20 protein-coding genes and 1 pseudogene are annotated in these 21,148 nt (G+C 61.1%); 9 read left to right on the top strand and 12 right to left on the bottom strand.

Annotation, left to right across the window (positions count from 1 at the left end; all coding sequences use genetic code 11):
- Both NKK47_RS32800 and NKK47_RS32795 read right to left on the bottom strand, forming a co-directional pair.
- Nucleotides 1-217, bottom strand: a pseudogene (locus NKK47_RS32800) (hypothetical protein); the annotation flags it as partial.
- A gap of 160 nt (nt 218-377) precedes the next feature.
- Complete coding sequence (locus NKK47_RS32795) at nt 378-1,244, bottom strand: PfkB family carbohydrate kinase (protein ID WP_352579641.1); 867 nt, start codon at nt 1,242-1,244, stop codon at nt 378-380.
- 101 nt (nt 1,245-1,345) lie between these two features.
- On the opposite strand from NKK47_RS32795, the gene NKK47_RS32790 reads away from it, so the two are divergent.
- Nucleotides 1,346-2,347 (top strand): SIS domain-containing protein, encoded by a 1,002-nt coding sequence (locus NKK47_RS32790; RefSeq protein WP_352454190.1) that lies wholly within the window; start codon nt 1,346-1,348, stop codon nt 2,345-2,347.
- A 64-nt stretch (nt 2,348-2,411) separates the two neighbouring features.
- Entirely contained in the window at nt 2,412-3,539 is a 1,128-nt protein-coding gene (locus NKK47_RS32785; RefSeq protein ID WP_352454189.1) for an NAD(P)/FAD-dependent oxidoreductase, read from the top strand.
- A gap of 289 nt (nt 3,540-3,828) precedes the next feature.
- On the opposite strand, the gene NKK47_RS32780 is transcribed toward NKK47_RS32785, so the two are convergent.
- From NKK47_RS32780 to NKK47_RS32765, 4 genes are all read right to left on the bottom strand, one after another.
- Nucleotides 3,829-4,266: a TA system VapC family ribonuclease toxin gene (locus tag NKK47_RS32780; RefSeq protein ID WP_352579640.1), complete on the bottom strand. Its 438-nt coding sequence runs from the start codon at nt 4,264-4,266 to the stop codon at nt 3,829-3,831.
- On the bottom strand, nt 4,263-4,490 hold the full coding sequence (locus NKK47_RS32775) for a CopG family transcriptional regulator (protein WP_352458399.1): 228 nt from the start codon (nt 4,488-4,490) through the stop codon (nt 4,263-4,265). The genes NKK47_RS32780 and NKK47_RS32775 overlap by 4 nt, the downstream gene beginning before the upstream one ends.
- 80 nt (nt 4,491-4,570) lie before the next feature.
- Nucleotides 4,571-5,164, bottom strand: a complete 594-nt coding sequence (locus NKK47_RS32770) for a DJ-1/PfpI family protein (protein ID WP_352458398.1) — start codon at nt 5,162-5,164, stop codon at nt 4,571-4,573.
- Nucleotides 5,165-5,314: 150 nt separating this feature from the next.
- Nucleotides 5,315-6,007, bottom strand: a complete 693-nt coding sequence (locus NKK47_RS32765; RefSeq protein ID WP_502903647.1) for a GntR family transcriptional regulator — start codon at nt 6,005-6,007, stop codon at nt 5,315-5,317.
- Nucleotides 6,008-6,339: 332 nt separating this feature from the next.
- Between NKK47_RS32765 and NKK47_RS32760 the strand changes: the two genes are divergently transcribed.
- The 3 genes from NKK47_RS32760 to NKK47_RS32750 are packed head-to-tail and all read left to right on the top strand — an operon-like array spanning nt 6,340 to nt 9,898.
- A complete protein-coding gene (locus NKK47_RS32760) occupies nt 6,340-7,563 on the top strand; it encodes an iron-containing alcohol dehydrogenase (RefSeq protein ID WP_352458396.1) in 1,224 nt (407 codons plus the stop codon).
- A gap of 17 nt (nt 7,564-7,580) precedes the next feature.
- Nucleotides 7,581-9,068 (top strand): NAD-dependent succinate-semialdehyde dehydrogenase, encoded by a 1,488-nt coding sequence (locus tag NKK47_RS32755; RefSeq protein ID WP_352579639.1) that lies wholly within the window; start codon nt 7,581-7,583, stop codon nt 9,066-9,068.
- Nucleotides 9,069-9,076: 8 nt separating this feature from the next.
- Nucleotides 9,077-9,898: an alpha/beta hydrolase gene (locus NKK47_RS32750; RefSeq protein ID WP_352579638.1), complete on the top strand. Its 822-nt coding sequence runs from the start codon at nt 9,077-9,079 to the stop codon at nt 9,896-9,898.
- Here NKK47_RS32750 and NKK47_RS32745 read toward each other — a convergent pair whose 3' ends face one another.
- From NKK47_RS32745 to NKK47_RS32720, 6 genes are all read right to left on the bottom strand, one after another.
- The gene (locus NKK47_RS32745; RefSeq protein ID WP_352458393.1) at nt 9,899-10,648 is read right to left on the bottom strand and encodes a ribonuclease activity regulator RraA; all 750 of its coding nucleotides are present in this window, start codon (nt 10,646-10,648) and stop codon (nt 9,899-9,901) included.
- Between the two features lie 22 nt (nt 10,649-10,670).
- Complete coding sequence (locus tag NKK47_RS32740; protein WP_352458392.1) at nt 10,671-11,834, bottom strand: mandelate racemase/muconate lactonizing enzyme family protein; 1,164 nt, start codon at nt 11,832-11,834, stop codon at nt 10,671-10,673.
- A 33-nt stretch (nt 11,835-11,867) separates the two neighbouring features.
- Nucleotides 11,868-12,965: an ABC transporter ATP-binding protein gene (locus tag NKK47_RS32735; protein WP_352458391.1), complete on the bottom strand. Its 1,098-nt coding sequence runs from the start codon at nt 12,963-12,965 to the stop codon at nt 11,868-11,870.
- Between the two features lie 10 nt (nt 12,966-12,975).
- Complete coding sequence (locus NKK47_RS32730; RefSeq protein WP_023679256.1) at nt 12,976-13,866, bottom strand: carbohydrate ABC transporter permease; 891 nt, start codon at nt 13,864-13,866, stop codon at nt 12,976-12,978.
- Nucleotides 13,863-14,822 carry a carbohydrate ABC transporter permease gene (locus NKK47_RS32725; protein ID WP_352449170.1) on the bottom strand — a complete coding sequence of 320 codons (960 nt, stop codon included), beginning with the start codon at nt 14,820-14,822 and terminating at the stop codon, nt 13,863-13,865. The genes NKK47_RS32730 and NKK47_RS32725 overlap by 4 nt, the downstream gene beginning before the upstream one ends.
- Before the next feature lie 76 nt (nt 14,823-14,898).
- Nucleotides 14,899-16,377, bottom strand: a complete 1,479-nt coding sequence (locus NKK47_RS32720) for an ABC transporter substrate-binding protein (RefSeq protein WP_352579637.1) — start codon at nt 16,375-16,377, stop codon at nt 14,899-14,901.
- A 208-nt stretch (nt 16,378-16,585) separates the two neighbouring features.
- On the opposite strand from NKK47_RS32720, the gene NKK47_RS32715 reads away from it, so the two are divergent.
- From NKK47_RS32715 to NKK47_RS32700, 4 genes are all read left to right on the top strand, one after another.
- Nucleotides 16,586-17,296, top strand: a complete 711-nt coding sequence (locus NKK47_RS32715) for a GntR family transcriptional regulator (RefSeq protein WP_023679253.1) — start codon at nt 16,586-16,588, stop codon at nt 17,294-17,296.
- Between the two features lie 54 nt (nt 17,297-17,350).
- Nucleotides 17,351-18,517: a mandelate racemase/muconate lactonizing enzyme family protein gene (locus tag NKK47_RS32710; protein ID WP_352449172.1), complete on the top strand. Its 1,167-nt coding sequence runs from the start codon at nt 17,351-17,353 to the stop codon at nt 18,515-18,517.
- A 56-nt stretch (nt 18,518-18,573) separates the two neighbouring features.
- Nucleotides 18,574-19,935 (top strand): mandelate racemase/muconate lactonizing enzyme family protein, encoded by a 1,362-nt coding sequence (locus tag NKK47_RS32705; RefSeq protein WP_352569984.1) that lies wholly within the window; start codon nt 18,574-18,576, stop codon nt 19,933-19,935.
- 17 nt (nt 19,936-19,952) lie between these two features.
- On the top strand, nt 19,953-21,148 hold a 1,196-nt coding region (locus tag NKK47_RS32700; RefSeq protein WP_352579636.1), incomplete at its 3' end, for a mandelate racemase/muconate lactonizing enzyme family protein.

Here is a 21,148-nt window from a genome sequence, read left to right as displayed (position 1 = left end):
CGAAGCCGGTGAAGTTGCCGTTGGCGTCGGTGAAGACATAGGGTTTCGCATCGCCCATGGTTCCGACGCTGATCATCGTCGGGTCGATGAGGTTGTAGGGGTTGTCGGCCGCTTTTGCCTGCGTTGATGCGGCCAACGTGCCAAGTCCTGTCACCAGCGCGATCGTCAGCGCCAGACCGGATTTCACAAATTGGCGCCTGCTCGAATTCGTTTGCATGTCTTCTCCTCTTACGATTGGCCGAACTCGGCCTGCGGTCCCACTCGACGACTCATCCATCAAAACGCTCTTTCATGGCGTTGATTGGATGAATGAGAACGTTATCACTTGAACTAGCATTGTCCATTTCTCGCGTCAATTGCTCAGTTGAATTTCGCAGCTAGACAGTTCTCTCGTCTTGAATGCGCCGAGCTCCGCGGAGGACCTCCGGCGTGATCTTTCCTAGATCGATTGCCGCCGCATAGCCGATGGCCCCGTAGTACCGGCAGGTAGCAGCCGCCGCCTCCGCGGCTTGGCCAAGAATGTCCTGAGGCGTCTCTTCCTTAAGCAGGCCGAATAGCGTCCTCGCGATGAAGGTGTCGCCCGCGCCCAGGGTGTCGACGGGTTCGACCAACCGCGCCGGGGTTCGGTAAGAGACGGTGGCGCCGTGAAGCACCGCGCCGGCCCGACCGCGAGTTACAAGAACCCACTTTGAACCAAATGCAAGCAATTCGGCTGCGATTGCGGCCAATTCCTCGTCGTCGAGACCGTCACCCGAGACGCAAGCCAGATAGCAATAGGGCCCAATCTCGCGTCGGTGTCCCGGTTCCCGCCGGGTGGAAAAATCATAAGACAACAGTGACTTACTTGATACAGCGGCAACCCAGGGGTCCAGACCGCTGGACTGGCCGATGTGGACGGCCTGAAAACCCGAGAGAAAATCCAGATCTTCTTGCGTCGGCGTGAACGCCGAAACTCCGAGATCGAAGTCCAGGAAAATCCGATCGGCGTTGCGGTGACCTATGAGGCAGTAGGCGGTCGGCCCTTCAAGGCGCCGCAATCGGGTGACGTCCACGCGCTCGAACTTGAGTGCGGCGTGAATCAAGTCCCCTGCCCGGTCTTTGCCGATCGCCCCAACATAGGCCGGCTGCCCGCCGAAGCGGCTGACATAGACCGAGACATTGAGGCAATTTCCGCCAGGATACATCTCGCCGCGAGCGAGATAACAATCGACCACGTTGTCGCCCATCGCGGCAATCTTGACCATCGCAGGACTTTCAGTTTAAAGGGTGTGATAACGTTCGCATAATGGCCCGCCATTGTCAATTGTGCGCCGGCCCACGCTCTGTCAACGAGAAGAGGAACCTCATGATTTTCGCCCTGCCCGCCGACGTGGAACGCGCCCTGATCGCTACGGCGGGCAGGCAGTTTTCGCACCTATTCCTCGTGGCGTGCGGCGGCTCGCTCTCGATCATGATGGCAGGCAAATACTTCGTCGACCGTCACAGCGGCACATTCGCCTGCGACATCTACAACGCGGATGAGTTCGTCTGCCGAGACCCGCGACGGCTGGGACCCGACGCGCTCGTTGTCCTTTGCTCGCAGACCGGCACCACCCACGAGACCGTGCGAGCGGCCAATCATGCAAAGGATCGAGGCGCAACGACAATCGGCATGACGCTCGACCAGATATCGCCCCTCGCGCGGGCGGTCGACCACGCCGTCGCCTACCAGGCCTCCTACACGACGGGCAAAGCAATCGATGCAGCCTGCAGCAACTACGGCGTGCTCTACATGTTGCTCGCCGGCCTGATCGATGCTCGGGGGGATGCCGGGCTAACTGCCGATGTGCTGATGAGCCTGAGCCATCTTCAGCCGGCGATAGAGCGTGCGCACCGGACCTATGCCGACCGGTTTAAGGCCTTCGCCCCCCGTTTCGCGCCGCGCAATGCGATCTACACACTGGCCAGCGGTGCCAGCTATGGTGCGGCGTATTCCTACGCCATCTGCGTGTTGATGGAGATGCAGTGGTACGACTCGCAAGCCATACACGCCAACGAGTTCTTTCACGGCCCATTTGAGGTGGTGAACCGGGACGCTTGCTTCGTGGTCTTGCTGGGTTTGGACGAGACGAGGCACCTTACGGAACGCGCTCGCGATTTCCTTTTCAAGCACGGCAGCCGGGAAAACATCCTGGTGCTCGATGGAACGGAACTCGACCTCAGTGGTATGTCAGAACACATCAAACCCTATCTCGTTCCCTTGGTCTTTTTTGACACACTATGGCGTTTTGCCTACGAGCTGGCCGGTCTGCGCGGCCGGCCAATGCTTGAGGGCCGGCGCTACATGAAGAAGCTCACCGACTACTAGTTCCGCCGCGCTCTGCAGCGATCCAACAACCCCCAGCCCGTCTTCTGCGAAGAAGGATATCTCTATGACTGCCTCCCCAAAGCTGCGCCATGTCGTTGTTATCGGCGCGGGCATCTTCGGCATCTCTTCCGCGTTGCACCTTGCTCGTCTTGGCGTTGATGTAACCATTGTCAACGACGGCGCGCCGGCTAACGGTGCATCCGGCCGTTCACTTTCCTGGCTGAACTCAGCGCGACGTGCTGACACTGCCTACCACCGCTTGAGGCTTGCAGGCATCGACCGTTATCGGACCCTGGCCGCCACAAGGCCGGAAACGGCGTCGTGGCTTCGCTTTGACGGCGGCCTCACCTGGGATCGGGATGATGAGGCGAACCAGATCGCGTCCATCTGCCAGCTGGAGCAGGATATTGGCTATGACGCGCTTCTGCTCGGCCCTGCCGAAGTCGGCGCAGTGACGCCCGGCGTCAACGCCAGCGCCATCACCCCGCAGGGTGCCATCTTCAATCCTGGCGAAGGATGGGTTGACCTGCCCTGCCTGATCGATCTGCTGCTCAATGAGTTCCGCTCCCGCGGCGGCAAGCTCGTCCAGAACGCCGGACGCGTGCGGATAGGTGCCACAGGTGGTCGCGCGCGTGGCGTCGTCACTGCCGATGGTGCGCCGATAAAGGCGGATGCAGTGGTCCTTGCCGTTGGGCCAGCGACGCCTGTTATGCTTGCTGAGATCGGAGTCCATATCCCCGACGCTACGCCGATTTCACTCCTCTTGAAAACCAAGCCGATCAGGACCGAGCTCCGTGCCGTGCTGAATACGCCGCGCGTGGCGGTGCGCCCGGCGTCGGATGGCGCACTTGTTTTGGATTCGGCGTGGTCGGAGGAAGAAGTCGTGGTCAACCCGGACGGCACCTACACCGTGCACGGCAAGACCATCAAAGGACTGCTCGACGAGGCTAGTGCGGTGCTCCAGGGCAATCCGCGGCTCCAACTCGCTACCTATGCAGTTGGCCCGAAGCCCATCCCGGGCGACGGCGAGCCAGTGCTTGGCTCCGTCGAGACCGTCGCCGGGCTTCACGTCGCCTTTAGCCACAGCGGCGCCACGCTTGGATTGATCGTCGGCGAATTGCTTGCCAAAGAAATCGCCTCAGGCAATCCGCATCCCATGCTTGCGACCTTCCGCCCTAATCGTTTCAGCTGAAAGGGCAATTGGGGCAAGGCCGAACTGTCCAGATGGGCAGCGGGCCTGGGGAAGTGATGGGTGACATGATCGTGTGATCGGGTTGTCGTCTTACGGCGACAGAGACGGCGACGAGTGTCAGCGCCGCGCGTCCAAGCGCGAACGCGCAGGGGAGAGATGAATGCCCCGCAAACTATGGTCAGATAGCCGCTCGCGATCCACTGGAGTGCGCTGAGCGCGACAAGTTGCGGAATCCTCAATTCAAAGCCAAGAAGATCGAAAGGCAGACTGCACCGAAGAGCCCCGCGGTCTACCTTGTGGGGATCAGGTGCAGTGTAGTCTTCCCGGCCTTCACCGCCGCCCCCGACAGCTTGCGGTCAAAGCTCGCAAGTTGGCCGCCATGCGCCTTGGCGAGCGCAAGAAGATAGGTATCGGTGACCTGTGCCGAGGTCAGGATTTTCGCCGCATCGATGTCGCCGGAGCCAACCAGGCTCACATCGTCGGGCCAGAAGCTGTGCCCGTGCAGAGCCCGCAACTTGGTAACGATTTGCGCAACGATGGCGGGCGAACCGGGAGAATTAGGATATTTTTGGTTGCCGACGATGCGCAGGACGCCGTTTTCGGTGATGGGACACGTAGCCCATGCGGCGTTACCGGTCACTTCGAACCAGCCATGGGCGTCGTCATGGGCGACATGGCCAGGATCGATCAGCGCGATCAGCACATTGACGTCGAGCAGGAAGGTCACAGCAACTCGTCACGCAAGGCATTGACAGTCTCAAGCGTGACAGGAGGTGCATCCGGCCGAGGCGACAATAGAGGAATCCCGTTGCGCTCGCCGCCGGCTTGTGGCCGGCGCAGCGAGCGCCGGGCGAGATCGGTGATGACCTCGCCGAGGCTGCGATCCTGCTGCCGGGCCATGGCCTTGGCCGCGACCAGGACATCGTCATCGATCGCCAGTGTCGTTCTCATGTCGCCCTCCTTGGCGCGCATCAAACATCACGCATCATATAGTAACCGACGCACCCCTTTGAGATGCGTCGGAAGAAGGTCTAAGCGTGGCGGATTTCCGTTCCCAGCACCTTCAGGCATTCGCGGATGAACGCAGCAAGCGCCGTCCAGCCTTTTGCCGAAACCATCGTCCCATCCACATATGCCTCCGTTGGAGACAGGTCGATATAGGTGCCGCCCGCAAGCGTCACTTCGGGCTCGCACGCCGCCAGCGCGCCGACCTTCTTGCCACGCACGACGCCGTCGACCGCAATCAGGATCTGCACGCCGTGGCAGATCGTGAAAATCGGCTTCTTGGTTTCGTGGAAGTGGCGCACCATCGCCTGCACGCGCTTGTCGGTGCGGATGTATTCGGGGCCACGACCGCCCGCGCAGTAAACGGCGTGGTATTGCTCCAGCTGCCTCTCAGCGTCGGAGAAGGTCTTGTTGATCAGCGCATAGTGGCCGAGCTTTTCGGTGTAGGTTTGATCGCCCTCGAAATCGTGCAGCGATGTTTTGATCAGGTCTCCGGCGCTTTTGTCTGGGCACACGACGTGGACGGTGTGGCCCACCGCTTCCATCGCCTGCTGGTAGACGAAGATTTCGTATTCCTCGGTGAATTCACCGGTCAGCATCAGGATCTTTTTGCCTGGCATGGTACTTCCTTTCCTGTGACAACGGCCGGGCGAGACCTGTACTCGCCTGGTAGGTTGAGTTTCTAGAAGGGTGAATCGGGGAAGTAGTCTTCGTTGGCACTGGCCTGCGTGATGACCGTCAACGGCGGGTACGGGGACATCGGGACAGTCTCAGTCGAACGCCAACAACAAACGGTCGCGGGAATGCTCGATATGGCGACGCATCGCCTGCTCGGCAGCGGCAGGATCGGCCGCAGCGAAAGCGGCCAGGATGGCCTCATGCTCGTCAAGCGCCTCCTCGGTGACGCGCGAATGGAACATCAGGCGGAATATGTGGAAGTGGGTATGCTGGTGCGCCAGTGTCTCGCGCACGAGTTCGTTGTTGGCGAATTCCATGACCTTGTCATGGAAAATGGCATCCTGGCGGGCGAAGTTGGAATACCGCAGGCGCTCGTCCTTGCCCTCACGGCGCGCCATGACGCCGGCCGATGTCTGAAGCTGTGCGAGCTTTACCTCGTCCATGAGCGCCGCTGCCTTGGCCGCACCATGAGGCTCGAGCAGCAGGCGAAGCTCGTACAGTTCATCGAACCGTCGTTTCGTAATCTGCGGCGCAGCGCGGTAACCGATCAGATGCGTCTTCAGCACCAGGCCTTCGCCTTCGAGCCGGCCGAGCGCCTCGCGGATCGGCGTGTGGGATACGTTGAATTCCTTGACCAGGCTGTCGACGGTGATGCGCGAGCCCGGCGCAATCTTCAGGGACATGAGTTGCGCAAAGATCGCTTCGTAGACGTCCTCAACCAGGCTGCTGGAGCGCTGGATACGCCCGCTGGCGAGGTTCGCTTCGTCTAGACTGGGTAAGTTCATGGCCTGCATGTTTTGCCTCTTGACACATTGAGTTGCTAACACGATGCTCCGGCTAATGCAATCCTATATCATATACGATTTTATAGAGGATATCATTTGCGGCAGCTAGGAGACAAAGCAATCGAATTTGCAGTGGCCCTGCTGGAACAGCGTGCCGCCCTGGCAGCCCGTGCTTCCTCACCTGCTGAACGGACCGCCAGCGTTGCGGGCGATGGTTCGGCACGTCGATACGCAACCGCGTTGCGAGACGCGTTTTACATCGAACCCGGTCTTTGGGCCGAGTTGAACGCCATCTCGCATTCCAATCCAGTCATCATCACAGGATGCAGGTCATGAGCCTTTTCGCTGCCCTAAGGCTGCCGCGCGAAATCCTCTTCGGGAAGGGCCAACGCCACGTCATTCCGGTCGTCGCGGCGAGGCTCGGGCGTCGCGCACTCGTCTGCACCGATGAACGTTTTGCCGCAACGGGCCCGTTCGCAGAGATTGTCACGGGGCTGCGAGCCGCCTCGATAGACGTACTGGTGCATGACCGTGTGCTACCCGACGTCCCCCGGGACACCGTTGCCGTCTGCGTCGAGGAAGCACGGAAGTTCACGCCCGACATGGTGATCGGCATTGGCGGCGGCAGCTGTCTCGACATGGCCAAATGCGCCGCGCTGCTCATCAGCCACGGCGGTCAGCTCCAGGATTACTACGGAGAGTTCAAGGTGCCCGGCCCGACGCTGCCGCTGATCGCGGTGCCGACGACAGCCGGCACCGGCTCTGAAGTCACCCCGGTTGCCGTGATCTCGGATCCGGATCGCACGCTGAAGGTCGGCATCTCCAGCCCGCATCTGATCGCGGCCGCGGCCATCTGCGATCCTGAACTGACGATGACATGCCCACCGGGATTGACGGCAATGGCAGGCGCCGATGCACTGACGCATGCAATCGAGGCCTTCACCGCCGCCAGGCGTGGGACCGATCCCGGCCTTCCGCAGAAACATGTCTTTATCGGCAAAACCGCTTTGACCGATCATTTCGCCCTGCTGGCGATCAAGCTGCTTGGCCGAAGCCTTGAAACGGCATACCGCCAGCCCTCTGACGAGGACGCCCGGGCCGACGTGATGATGGGTGCATTGGCCGCCGGCTGTGCGTTCGGAACGGCCGGCACAGCGGCAGCGCACGCCGTGCAATATCCGGTCGGCGCGATAACCCACACCGCTCACGGATTGGGCGTTGCCACCATGTTGCCGTACGTCATGAAGTACAACAAAACAGCCGCAGCGACCGAGATGGCCGAGATCGCCAACGCGCTCTGCCTCGATGGTAAAGGCCGGACGCCCGACGAGTTGGCCGACGCGACCATTGCCGAAGTCAGCCGGCTGTTTGGGGCAATCGGGATCACCTCCTCGTTAGCCGAGCTGGGGCTGCCCGCCGATAAGCTCGATTGGACGGCGGAACAAGCGATCGGTATCGAACGCCTCATCAAGAACAACCCGCGTCCATTCGATTTGCGGACCATGCGACACCTGGTCCAGGCGGCCTTTGATGGCGACCTCGCCAGCATCATGTAACAATCGGGAATATAGAGATGAACACGTTTTCACAGGTTCTGTCGGATGATCAGGGCGTCAGCGACTTCCACACAATTTCGCACCGGCTGTATATTGGCGGCCAATGGCGGCAGTCCGCGGATGGCAGGGTAATTCCGGTCATTGATCCGTCGACGGAAGCCATCATCGCGGCCGTACCCGATGCGACCTTGGAGGACGCGGCCGCCGCCGTTGACGCCGCTGCCAAAGCAGCCCACGGCTGGCGGACAACGTCGCCGCGAAAGCGTTCCGAGATCCTCAGACGCTGCTTTGAGCTGATGACGGAACGATCGGAGGCACTGGCTACTCTCATCGCATTGGAAAACGGCAAGGCCCTGCGGGATGCCCGAGGCGAGATCGCTTACGCGGCGGAATTTTTCCGTTGGAATGCCGAGGAGGCGGTTCGCATTACCGGTGAATTCGGTACTGCGCCTTCCGGCACCAATCGCATTGTGGTCGACTACGAACCGATCGGCATATGCATCCTGATCACGCCCTGGAATTTTCCTGCCGCGATGGCGACGCGCAAGATCGCGCCGGCACTTGCCGCTGGATGCACGGTGATCCTGAAGCCGGCCAGTGAGACCCCGCTTACCGCCTACTCGCTGGCCGCGCTCTACCAGGACGCGGGCGTTCCACCAGGGGTGGTCAACGTCCTGACAACCTCCAGTCCCGGGCCTTTGACAGCCGCCATGCTGGCCGATCCGCGGGTGCGCAAACTCTCCTTCACCGGTTCGACGGGTGTGGGTCGCGCTCTGCTGGCAGAGGCTGCCAGGCATGTGATCTCATGTTCCATGGAACTCGGCGGCAACGCACCGTTCATTGTGTTCGACGACGCCGATCTCGAAGCGGCGCTCGATGGCGCAATGGTGGCCAAGATGCGCAACGCCGGCGAGGCCTGCACGGCCGCAAACCGCCTCTACGTCCAATCTGGCATCTACGAAGCCTTCTCCGAGGGCCTCGAGAAGCGGATGTCTTCGCTCAAGGTCGGCGCCGGCACCGACCCGGACACGGAATGCGGGCCCATGATCACGAAAAAGGCGGTCGAGAAGATAGACCGCCTTGTCGTCGACGCGGTCACACGCGGCGCGCGGGTCTTGTGCGGCGGCTCAGTCCTGTCCGGACGTGGTTTCTTCTACCCTCCGACAGTGCTTCGCGACGTGCCGGGCGACGCAAAGATGGCGCATGAGGAGATATTCGGGCCGGTGGCGCCAATCTCCAGCTTCGAAACGGAGTCCGAGGTCATCGCGCGCGCCAATGACACCGAATATGGGCTTGCTGCCTACATCTACACGCGCGATCTGGCGCGCGGCATGCGGGTGGCCTCGCGGATCGAGGCCGGGATGACTGCTCTCAACCGCGGGCTGATGTCCGATCCGGCAGCCCCCTTCGGCGGCGTCAAGCAGAGCGGGCTCGGCCGCGAGGGAGGGCAGCATCACGGCATTGCGGAATTCATGGAGGCGAAATACCTCGCCATCAGCATGTGAGCAGAAGAATGCAAGGCGATCCCTTTCGCATCCGCGACCACGTCGCGGATTTTGACGAAATCGTGCAGGACTTCGTTGATCGCAGCGAGGTCGCCCGCGCCACCATTGCGATGACCGCTGACGTGGCCTACGGACCGGATCCGACCGAGACCATGGACCTGTTCTTTCCCGCGGGCAAAAGAACGGCGCTTCCGGTGCACATCTTTGTCCATGGCGGCTACTGGAGAATGTTCTCCAAGCGCGACTATTCATATATGGCGACGACGATTACCCAGGCCGGGGCCATTGCCGTCATCCTTGATTATGCTCTGATGCCCAAGGTCCGAATGGCGAGGATCGTCGACCAGGTGCGCCGGGCCAAGCAGTGGGTCCTGGCCAACATCGCCGATCATGGCGGAAGCCCGGCGGCCCTGACCGTCAGTGGTCATTCGGCTGGAGCCCATCTTGCAACGTTCCTGTTCGATGGGGCGCACACCCCCTCGAATGTAAGGGCAGCCCTTCTGTTGAGCGGGCTCTACGATTTGAAGCCGCTCCAGGATTCCTTTCTCGCCAACGAGATTGGAATAACCGACGAGGAAGTCGCCATGTTCACGCCGCTCGCCTGTCGGCATGATCCTCAAACCAAGGCGGGGGTTCTGGTCGGAGCCAATGAGACGCCACCCTTCCATCAGCAAGCCGATCGATTCAAAGCAAGCTTGCTGCGGCAGGGATCGTTGGTAACGTCGCATGTGCTCCCGAACCGCAACCACATGGACAGTGTCAGAGATCTCGGCGTGCCGGGGACCGGGGCTGCCGATTGCCTGGAAGAACTGATCGCCAAGGCCTGCTGACTAACTCGGGTTCTCCAGGCGATTTGCTTTGCGCCATTCCTCGTACTCCCCGCGGGCATCGTCATGCAGCGGATAGTAGCGTTGCAACGGGCCGCCCTCCATGAGCTTCACTCGTGAGAATTCCTCCCAATCATGATGCTTTTGTGATTCTTCGATCACCTTCGGGGCCATTGCGACGGGAAGCACCACCACCCCGTCGTCGTCGGCGACGATGATGTCGCCGGGGATCACCGTGACACCGCCGCAGGCAATCGGAACGTTGACGGCATTGGGATAGATGCTGGTCTGCACATGATAGTTTGGCGTCCAGCCGCGCAGCCATAGGGGCAGGTCGAGCTTTTCGACATTGGGCCGGTCGCGCATGCACCCATCGATGACGATACCCGCCCCGCCCCTGCCCTTGAAATACGTCGACATCATATCCCCGAAGACGCCCGAGCTCATGTCGCCGCGCGCGTCGACCACGACCACATCGCCCTCCTGCGCGTGATAGAGCACGTGCCGGTGCAGTTGCGTCTCCGGATCGGCGTACTCTCCTTCGGTGAAGAGGTCCGGCCGCTGCGGCAGGAACTGCAGCGTCAACGCCGGCCCGACGATCGACTTCCCGCGGTTTTGCGCCACCGGACCGACCATGTGCGGATTGCGGAAGCCCATGTGGCCAAGCGTGCCGGCTACCGTCGCGGCGCCGATCTCCCTTAGCGCGTCGATCAGGTCTTTAGGCGGCCGCGCGATGTCGGAAGTATGCGTCATTGTGGACTCCGATTGAATGGAACTACCAGTTCGTAACAGAACCGTCGCGGCGCTTAAGGTGAGGCGCTTCCCAGAAACGCAAACTCTGCGCCTGGACCGCAACTTCGTTGACCTCGACGCCGAGCCCCGGCAGATCGCCGACCGGATAATCGGTCCCGTCGAGCCGTGGTTGCACGGGGAAGAAGTCGGAATTGTCGAAGCCCAGCTTTGTTTCGGGTGCCCTGGTCTCGAGCCACGCGAAGTTGGGTACCGCGGCAGCGAGATGCACGGTCGCGGCCGTGCACACTGGACCAAGCGGATTGTGCGGCATCAGGTCCACATAATGCGCCTCGCTCCAGCCAGCGATTTTCATCGCCTCGGTGAGCCCGCCGACATTGCAAACATCGATCCGGTTGAGCTGATGGATGCCGCGCTCGATGTAGGGCAGGAACTGCCACTTGCTGGCAAATTCCTCGCCGATGGCAAAGGGGATGTCGGTCATCGTGCGCAGCGATTCATAGGCCTCCGGCGTCTCGGCCCGTATCGGCTCCTCGAGGAAATCAAGCACGCCGCGGCCGAGCTTGTTGCAGAAGCTCGCCGCCTCTGCCACCGACAGCCGATGATGATAGTCGAGGCCGAGGACCACGTCGTCGCCCAGCGCCTCGCGCGCCTTGTTCAGCATACCCGCGGTAGCGCCGATGGACTCGCGCGGCTCGAAGATGTCCTTGCTGTTTTGCCCGAAGGGGAAGAAGCGGATCGCCTGCCACCCCTGCGCGCGAAGTTCGCGGGCCCGTTCGATGGCAACGTCGCCCTCGGCCTCGTCGCCGGTCGAGGCAAAGGTGGGAATGCGGTCGCGCTGCTTGCCGCCCAGCAGCTCGTAGACCGGCACGCCCAGCGCCTTGCCCTTGATGTCGTGAAGGGCGATGTCGATGGCGGAAATCGCCGCCTGAAGGACTCGCCCGCCTTCGAAGTACTGGCTGCGGTAAATCTCCTGCCAGATCCGCCCGATCTGCATCGGGTCGCGGCCGATGAGAAACTCGCGATAGTGCTCGACCGCGCCTGCCACGGCCCTCTCGCGACCGCTCAAGCCGCTCTCGCCCCAGCCGAAGATGCCCTGGTCGGTCTCGACCTTGACGAGCATCTGGTTGCGCGTTCCTACCCACACCGGATAGGGCTTGATCGCGGTGATCTTAAGTTTCTCAGTCATCCACGCCCACGTTGCACGCGCATTCGCTCTATCTCAGTTGGCCTTGAGGGCCATTTCAGTTTCGCCATCGAACAGATGCATCCGCTCCTGGTCGAACTCGAGCCAGATCTGCTCGTCGGGCGCGACGGCAATGTTCGGCGGCACGCTGACGTTGACGATGGCGCCGGACAGGAATGCCTGAACGAAGGTGACGTCTCCGGTCGGCTCCACCGTATAGGCCTTGGCCGGGACGCTGCCTGGCACCGCGCTCTTGTGGAGCTTGATCGTCGAGTGACGTGCGCCGAGCACGACTTTCCGGGTCGTCGCTTTCGCCACCTTCTGGGCATTGCGCGGCGAGAGCTCAAGGCGCCAGCCCTCGGCGCCGGTCAACACCGTGTTGCCGTTTGCCGTCGATGCCTGCAGCGGAATAAGGCTCATCGCCGGGCTGCCGATGAAGCTGGCGACGAACATGTTCACCGGATGGGCAAAGACCTGCGCCGGTGAATCGTATTGCTGCAGGTAGCCGCCATTCATCACCGCCATCTTGTCAGCCATGGTCACGGCTTCGAGCTGGTCGTGCGTCACATAGATGATCGTCGCCTTGAGGTCCTGGTGGAAACGCTTGATCTCCGACCGCATCTGCACGCGCAGTTTGGCATCGAGGTTAGACAGTGGCTCGTCCATGAGGAACACGGCGGGGTCGCGAACGAGGGCACGGCCAAGGGCCACACGCTGCTGCTGCCCGCCCGAAAGTTCGCGCGGCTTGCGCTCGAGCAGGTGCGTCATGTCGAGCACTCGCGCCGCTTCCTTGACCTTCTTGTCGATCTCGTCCCTGGGGAGTTTGCGCATCTGAAGCGGGAACGCCAGGTTCTTGTAGACCGATTTCTGTGGGTAGAGCGCGTAGTTCTGGAACACCATTGCGATGTCCCGGTCCTTGGGGTCGAGGTCGTTGACCACGCGCTCGCCGATGATGATGTCGCCCGCTGTGATCGGGGTCAGCCCCGCGACGAGGTTGAGCGTGGTTGTCTTGCCGCAGCCTGAAGGGCCGACGAGCGCAACGAACTCGCCGTCATTGACCGTCAGCGAGACGTGGTTGACAGCTTTGAAGCTGCCATAGCTCTTGACGAGATCTTGGAGGACCACGTGGGCCATCGGCAACTCCCTAGTGCTTGACCGCGCCTTCTGTAAGGGCGCGTACGAAGTATCGTTGCAGGACCAGGAACAGCACCACGACGGGCACACTCATCATGAAGCTGGCCGCCATCAGGCCCGGAAAGTCCGTCGTATTTTCCGAGAAGAAGCGTTGGATGCCGACCGGCAGGGTCAACTGCTCGTTCTTGGAGAGGAAGGTGTAGGCGTAGATGTACTCGTTCCACGCGCCGATGAAGGAATAGATTGCGGTGGCGATGATCCCCGGCGTCGAGAGCGGCATCACGATCATGATGAAGGCCTGGAACCGTGTTGCGCCATCGATGCGCGCCGCCTGCTCAAGCTGCACCGGGATATTGTCGTAAAAGCCCTTGAGCAGCCAGATCGCCAGCGGCAGGCCAAAGGTGAGATAGGTGAGTATCAGTGAGCCATGCGTGTTTATCAGACCGATCGCGCGCATCAGGATGAAGAGCGGTACGAGAAAGATCACCGCCGGGAACATATTGCGCAGCAGCACGGCAAAGAACAGGAAATTCCGGCCGGGGAAACTGAAGCGCGAAAACGCGTAGGCCGCTGGGACAGCCACGATCACCGAAAGGATTGTCGTGACGGTCGACACGAAAAGGCTGTTCCAGAAGAAGCGGAGGAAGTCCTGGCCGACGCTGTTCTGCGGATCGAGCAGTTTCTGATAGCTGGCGAGGGTAGGTTCGTCCGGCCACCATTGCGGCGGGAATTGCGTCGCCGCGAATCCGGACTTGATCGAGGTGATCAGCATCCAGATCATCGGCAACGCGGTATAAAGCAGCATGAACACGAGGAATATGCGCCCGGCCCACCGCCATCCGTCGACGCGCATGCGGCGACGGGTCTGGGCTCGAGGGGCTGTCTCGGCAATCGTGCTCATGCGCTCCCCTCTTTCCGCTCGTTGCCACTTAACGCACGGACGTAGAAGTAGCCCAGCGTCATCAGCGTGAGGAACAGGAGCACCGAATAAGCCGATGCCACGCCCCAGCGCTGCCGTCCGAAGGCGAGCTCATAAATGTGGGTTATCCAGATATGCGATGCGTTCGACGGCCCGCCGCCGGTCATGATCCAGGGGATGATGAAGGAATTGAAGTTGGCCACCGCGAGCAGCAGCATCGTCACCACCGAGACGTTGCGCAAGTGCGGGAAGGTGACGTGCCAAAAGCGCTGCCATGCATTGGCACCATCGACTTTTGCGGCGCGTAGCAATTGGTCGGGGACTGTCTGCAGGCCGGCCATCATCATGATCATGGCAAACGGAAACTCGCGCCAGATATTGACGACGATCAGGGAGGGCAGCACCGTGCTGACATTGTCGATGAAATTCGGCGGCTGGGCGGCCAATCCGAGGCCGACCAGCACCGCGCCGATGATCCCGAAGTCCGAATGGTAGATCCACTTCCAGATGTAGGAGGCGGCGACGGCGCTGATGACCCAAGGGATGATCAGGACGGCGCGCAGGACACCACGGCCGATGAAGTCGCGGTGGAGCGCCAGCGCTGTCGCAAACCCCAGGACAAAGGAGATGAAAGTTGACCCCAGAGTCCAGATCAGTGTGTTCCAGGTGACCTTCCAGAACACCTGACTGGTGAGGATGGTCGTGTAGTTGTCGAAGCCGATGAAGGTCTTGTCGCGGAGTTGCAGGCCAGGCGGTGTCTTAAAGAACGACAGCTCGACCGTGTAGTAGATCGGATAGGCGATGACGATGAGCATCACGGCGATCGCCGGGAGCACGTACGCGTAGTCCGCGCGATGCTCCCAGATCTTCCGCAGCGCGCCGGACCAACCGGGTTGCAATCTTCGGCGAGCCTCGGCCTTGCCGGTCACGATCGTCACTTGTGGCGTGCCCTTTTTCTTCGGAACGAGGCGGCTGCGCCAGCGGCGCAGCCGTCAGTCGTAGGTCCGGCCTGGACTAGAGTCCGCCCATCAGGTCTTTTACCTTCTTGGCCGCGTCGTCCGCTGCCTCGTCGACGGTCATCGCTCCGGTCAGGGCATTCTGCAGCATGTCCGGGATGATGATGTTCATGATCTCGGGGGCCTGCGGCAGAGCTGGGAACGGGATGCCGTATGGCAGCATCGAGGTGGTGACGTCGAGGAACTTGATGTTGTCCAGACGTTCCTTCATCCACTTGGTCTTGAAGCCGTTGAGGTTGCCCGGGTTTGATCCGGCGTAGGCCATCTTCAGCGACCATTCAGGGCTCGTCCACATGCAGATGATAGCTTTCGCAGCCGGCTCGTCTACCTTGCCGCCCTCGACATATTCGGGTTTCAGGATGTGAATGTTCGAGCCGCCGAACACGACGGCGCGCTTGCCGTCGGGACCAGTCGGGATCAGGCCGTAGCGCATGTTGTCAATGACGGTCTGCGCCTTGTCCTTGTCGGTGCCCGTCGCCTTTTTCTGCAGGTCGAGCATGACATTGTAATCGGACGGGTGCGAGATCATCATGCCGAGCTGGCCAGCGACGAACAGGGGCTGATTATCGGCCTGCTGGTTGGTGAGTGCCGAAACCGGAACCGACTTGTCGCGAACATACATGTCGTAGGAGGCTTGCAGCGCTGCCTTGCTTTGCGGGCTATCGAGCTGGACCTGCTCATAGGTCGGGTTCGGCGTCGCTTCGTCGAAGACGCCGCCGCCATAGGCCCACAGCTGTGGCATGAAGCGGTACGGCGTATTGCCGGCATTCTTGCGAGCCACGAGGCCGTAGCCGGCAATGCCGAGCTTGTCGTGGATCTGCTTGGAATATTTGACGACATCTTCCCAGGTTGCCGGAGCCTTGTCCGGATCGAGGCCCGCACGCTTGAAGATGTCGGCGTTCCAGATGAACGCCATCGTCTCGTTGTTGGTCGGAATGCCGTAGGTCACGCCCTCCCAGGTCACGGCCTTCATGGCGCCGGGCCAGAAATCCTCGGTCGAATACCCCACATCCTCGGGCTTGAGCGGCTGCAGATAGCCCTTTGAGGCGAACTCGGTACCACCCAGGATTTGCAGGCGGACCGCCATCGGCGCGGCATTGCCCAGGAGCGCCGTGCGGAACTTGTCGAGAAGGTCGTTATAGGTGAGGGCTTGTTCCTCGAGCTGGATGTTCGGATAGGTTTTGCGGAAGGTCTCGAAGAAATCCTTGTAGTACTGGCGCAGGAGGTCGGGGTCGCCCTCGAACACGCCCTGATACCAGAAAGTCAGTCGCCCCTTGTAGTCGAGCGGGGTAACCTTGGCGCAATCGGCAGCCGTGTCAAAGTCCTGTGTGCCGGCGATGGAGCGCACATATTCCGGCGACCACTTGCTCAGGTCGACCGGTGGCGCACCCAGCGCCGAAGTAGACGTCAGGGATGCCATCAAAGCAGTGGCGACAGTGCCGCGCAGGACGGCACTGCCGAGCGCAATTCTCGTCATAGGTATCCTCCCTGGTTCTCCCATGCCGCCCTAAAGCGGTCCTTGCTCGTTTCGATCGCGAGGATGCCTCTTTTAACTCAGTGTATCCTCTCGATCACTTGGTACGTTTTCAGATCATGGATTGCCTGTCAACGCGCAGAATCGTACATTGTTTGCGAAAGCCGTGTGTGATATCGGGCAAGGTATGTATTAAATTGGGGAGCCGGCCTTGGCCGAAATAAGCGATTTCAAAGCGATGCCACCGGTGGGGACCGATCCCATCGGGGCCTCCAGCGAGGGCGCCTCGCTTTATGAATTGATCAGGGAAGATATCATCGAGGGACGGCTCGCCGCCAACGAACGGCTTGTCGTCACCGATCTCGCCCGGCGTCACGGCACTTCGACCAATCCTGTGCGCGAGGCCCTGCAGTTGTTGCGCGGCGAAGGGTTTGTCACCTTTGTCGCCAACCGCGGGGCGCGCGTCCGACCCATTGATCAAGATTTTGTCCGAGATATCTACGAGATCGGTGTTCTGATCGAGCCAGCCCTGACACGATGGTTTGTGAATATGGCGACCGGCGAGGACATCGCCGAACTCGAACGTCTCCAAGGCCTGATCGAAGAGAACAATTTCGCCGACACATTCAGGCATAGTGAGCTGGATACCGCTTTCCACACCGTGATGTACCAGCGGCACTACAACCGCCACGCAGCCGAGCTTTGGTGGAAGCATCGCGAAGTGCTGCGAGCCGTGAGCCGTCGTTTCAATTTCACGCTGGCGCGACGTGCCGCGATCATGCGCGAGCACCGCGAACTCATCGCGCTTGTGAAGGCGGGAGAGGCCGACAAGGCGGCCGAACTCGTTTCCCGCCATGTCGAGGGTTCGGGCCGGCATATTCTCGAACAGATGCGAGCGCGCAACGCCGCTCGGGCCGGATAGAATGTCCAGTCCAGAACATCGTTAGCTGACCATTTTCAGGCAAAGGTAGTTGAGATGAAAATCACGAGCATTCGGCCGTGGCTGATCAAGTCCGATGCTTCCTACTGGGGAGAGTTCCTGTTCGTCGAAGTGACGACCGACGAGGGAGTGAGTGGCTGGGGAGAGATCACCACCACGACAAGGCTCGCCAACCGCGCTCTCTGCACGATCCTGCGGCAGATCGGCGTCGCCGTGACAGGCGAGGATCCGGCGCGTATCGAGCATCTCTGGCACAAGATCTTCCGCAGCTTCACCTACATGGGAAGCCGCGGCGCCGCCGTCGAATGCGTGAGCGCCATCGATATTGCCCTCTGGGACATCCGGGGCAAAGTCCTCGGCAAGCCGATTTACGAGCTGCTTGGCGGGCCGGTACGCGATGAAATCGCGCTCTACACCCATCCCAACCAGGCCAAATTCACCAGCAAGGAGGCTGTGGTCCGCGAAATTCTAGACATTGTCGAGTCCGGACACACTGCGCTCAAGTTCGATCCCTACCCCCACCAGGGCCGCAGCGCCGATGGCCTGCCCCGCGAACAGCGAGACGGCTACCTCGATGGCAGCATGACTCGCAAGGACGAGCGCGAAGCCGCCGAACTCACGGCTCTGATCCGCGAAACGGCAGGACCCGATGTCGACATTCTCATCGATGCGCACGGCCGCTTCGATGTCCCCACCGCCATTCGCCTCTGTCGGAGCCTCGAGGAGGCCGGCCAGATCGACTGGTTTGAGGAGCCCTGCCCGCCCGAGAGCCTTAACGCCCTCAAGCAGGTACGTGAGAAGGTCAATACCGCCATCTCGTGGGGCGAGCGCGGCCACACGAAATGGGATTTCGTGCCGGTACTCGAGAACAGGCTCGCCGACTACATCATGCCCGACGTTACCTGGACCGGCGGCATTACCGAACTCAAGAAGATTTCTGCGCTATGCGAAGCCTACTACGTGCCGGTCTCGCCACATGACGCCGCGGGACCGATCAACGTGGTTGCGGGAGCGCAGGTGATGATGACCGTTCCCAACTTCTACAAACTCGAAACATCGGAGTGGAACCTGGGCAAATACGATCACCTGATCGACAGACCACTCGACATTTCGAACGGCAGCCTCAAGCTGACGTCGAAGCCTGGTCTCGGTATTGAGATGGACCGCGACTACCTGCAGGCCCACGAGATTGAGCTGGGCTAGCAACACTCTATGCCGGCCCAGGTGGCGGGGCGACAAGCCGAAAATGAGGATAAGTCATGGCAAAGACAAGTGGCGCCGACGAAGCGCTCAATCGGGTGAACGCGAACTCCAAGCCATCCCAGCTTCGCATCACCGACATGCGGGTAGCCGAAATCGTCGGCGCGCCGTTCACCTCAACTCTGCTCAAGATTTACACCAACCAGGGCATCGTCGGGCTTGGCGAGGTGCGCGACGGCGCCAGTGCCACCTACGCGCTGATGCTGAAGAGCCGGCTGCTTGGCGAGAACCCTTGCGACATCGACCGCCTGTTTCGCCGGATCAAGCAGTTCGGTGGCCACGGCCGGCAAGGCGGCGGCGTCTCGGCGGTCGAGATCGCGTTGTGGGATCTCGCCGGCAAGGCCTATGGCGTTCCCATCTACCAGATGCTCGGCGGCCGGTTTCGGGAGAAGGTGCGCGTCTATTGCGACACCGACGCTACCGTGCCGAGCGGCACCGAGACCGGCAAGCGCCTCAAGCAGCGCATGGCGCTCGGCTTCACCTTCCTCAAGATGGATCTGGGGCTGATGCAGATCGCGGATGTACCCGGTGCGGTCGTCTCCCCTGCCGGTTCACTTGAAGGGTACCGCATCCATCCCGGCCGCGGCCCGGTCAAGACCATGGACGAGCGGCGCGCCCGCAATGCCGCTTACGATTTGCATAACGTCCCCCATCCGTTTACCGGCCTCCACTTTTCCGACAAGGGCCTCGACCTGCTTGAACAGTACATTGCCGAGGTTCGCGATGTTATCGGCATGGATATTCCGCTCGCCATTGACCATGTCGGCCACATCTCGCTGCAGGACGGCATTCGGCTCGCCAGGCGGATTGAAAAATACGTGCCGGCCTGGCTCGAGGATGTGATCCCATGGCAGTACACCGAGCAGTTCCGGCAACTGCAGGCCGCCACCACGGTGCCGATCTGCACCGGCGAGGACATCTACCTTAAGGAAGGCTTCGAGCCTCTGCTCAAGAGCGGCGGCCTCTCCATTATCCACCCGGACCTGCTCACCAGCGGGGGCATCCTCGAGACCAAGAAGATCGGCGACATGGCCCAGGACCACGGCGTCGCAATGGCCATCCATATGGCCGAAAGTCCGATCGCCGCAATGGCCGCGGCACATGTCGCGACCGCGACCGAAAACTTCATGGCGCTCGAATACCACTCTGCCGATGTCGACTGGTGGGACGATATCGTCACCGGCGTTCCCAAGCCGCTCGTGAAGGACGGCTTTATTACTGTTCCGGACAAACCTGGCCTGGGGATTGACGACGTCGTCGACGAGGTGATCTCGCAACATCTGCAGCCGGGTGTCACCGGCATCTGGCAGCCCACGGATCACTGGGACAACGAGTATTCCTGGGACCGTACCTGGAGCTGAGGCGAAAGGAACCGAAGATGAAGATCACCGATCTCCGCTGCGCCGTCATCGGCAAACATCCCATCGTCCGCATCGTTACCGACGAGGGCCTCTATGGCCTTGGCGAAGTCGAGTTCACCAAGACCTATCTCAAGCCTTGGGTGCTGCATTTCCGTGAGGCGCTGATCGGCGAGGACCCTACCGACGTCGAGCGGGTGATGCTGAAGATCCGCCAACGCGGCTCTTTCAAGCCCTATGGCGCGGCGGTAAGTGCCATCGAGCATGCGCTGTGGGACATTGCCGGCAAGGCTGCAGGCGTGCCGGCCTACAAACTGCTCGGCGGCAAGGTGCGTGACAAGGTGCGCGTCTATAACGGCTCGATCCGCCAGAAACGCACCGGCGACCGGCCGGAGGATTACGCCGCTGACGTCAAATGGATGATGGAGCAGCCGCAGAATTTCTTCATGATCAAGCAAGGGATCTCGTTCCACTCCAACATGAAGGACACCATCGAGGACTTCCATTACGGCGTGAAGCAGAATAAGGCTGGCTACCACGGTGCCATGGATCAGGGCGTCATCAGCGAGCGCGGTTTCAACCACATGCTCGACTGCGTGATCGCGATGAAGGAAGTGCTGGGCGACAAGGTCAGCCTGGCGCTCGACTGCGGCCCGGGCTGGATGCTGCCCGATGCAATCAAGTTCGCTCGCGCGGTCGAGAAGTACAATTTGATGTGGCTCGAGGACATGCTGACCGGCGACTATGTGCCGTGGGTCAATCCGCAGGCCTATCGGGAACTGACCACCTCAACCTCGACGCCAATTCATACCGGCGAGCAGATATACCTGCGGCACAATTTCAAGGAGCTGATCGAAACGCAGGCGGTGCGCGTCATCGGCCCCGATCCGGCCGATATTGGCGGCATTGCCGAGCTCAAATGGGTCGCCGAGCACGCCTGTATGCACTCGATCCTGATGGCACCGCACGGCACCGCGAACGGCCTTCTCGGCCTCGGCGCGCTGATCAATGTCTGCGCCACCCTGCCCGCCAACTTCATTGCCTTCGAATACCCGAGCGCCTCCGACCCCTGGTGGGAGGACCTCGTAATCGGCCTGCCGTCGCAGATCGTGAAGGACAGCATGGTGGACCTGCTGCAAGCGCCGGGGCTGGGCCTCGATATCGACGCCGAAGCAGGCAGGAAGTATCTCCGGGAAGAGGATGCAGGCTTCTTCGA

Source organism: Mesorhizobium sp. M0019, assembly GCF_040323975.1.
Classification (GTDB): Bacteria; Pseudomonadota; Alphaproteobacteria; order Rhizobiales; family Rhizobiaceae; genus Mesorhizobium.
The sequence above is the reverse complement of the archived record's forward strand: the minus strand, read 5'-3'. Positions and strand labels throughout refer to the sequence as shown.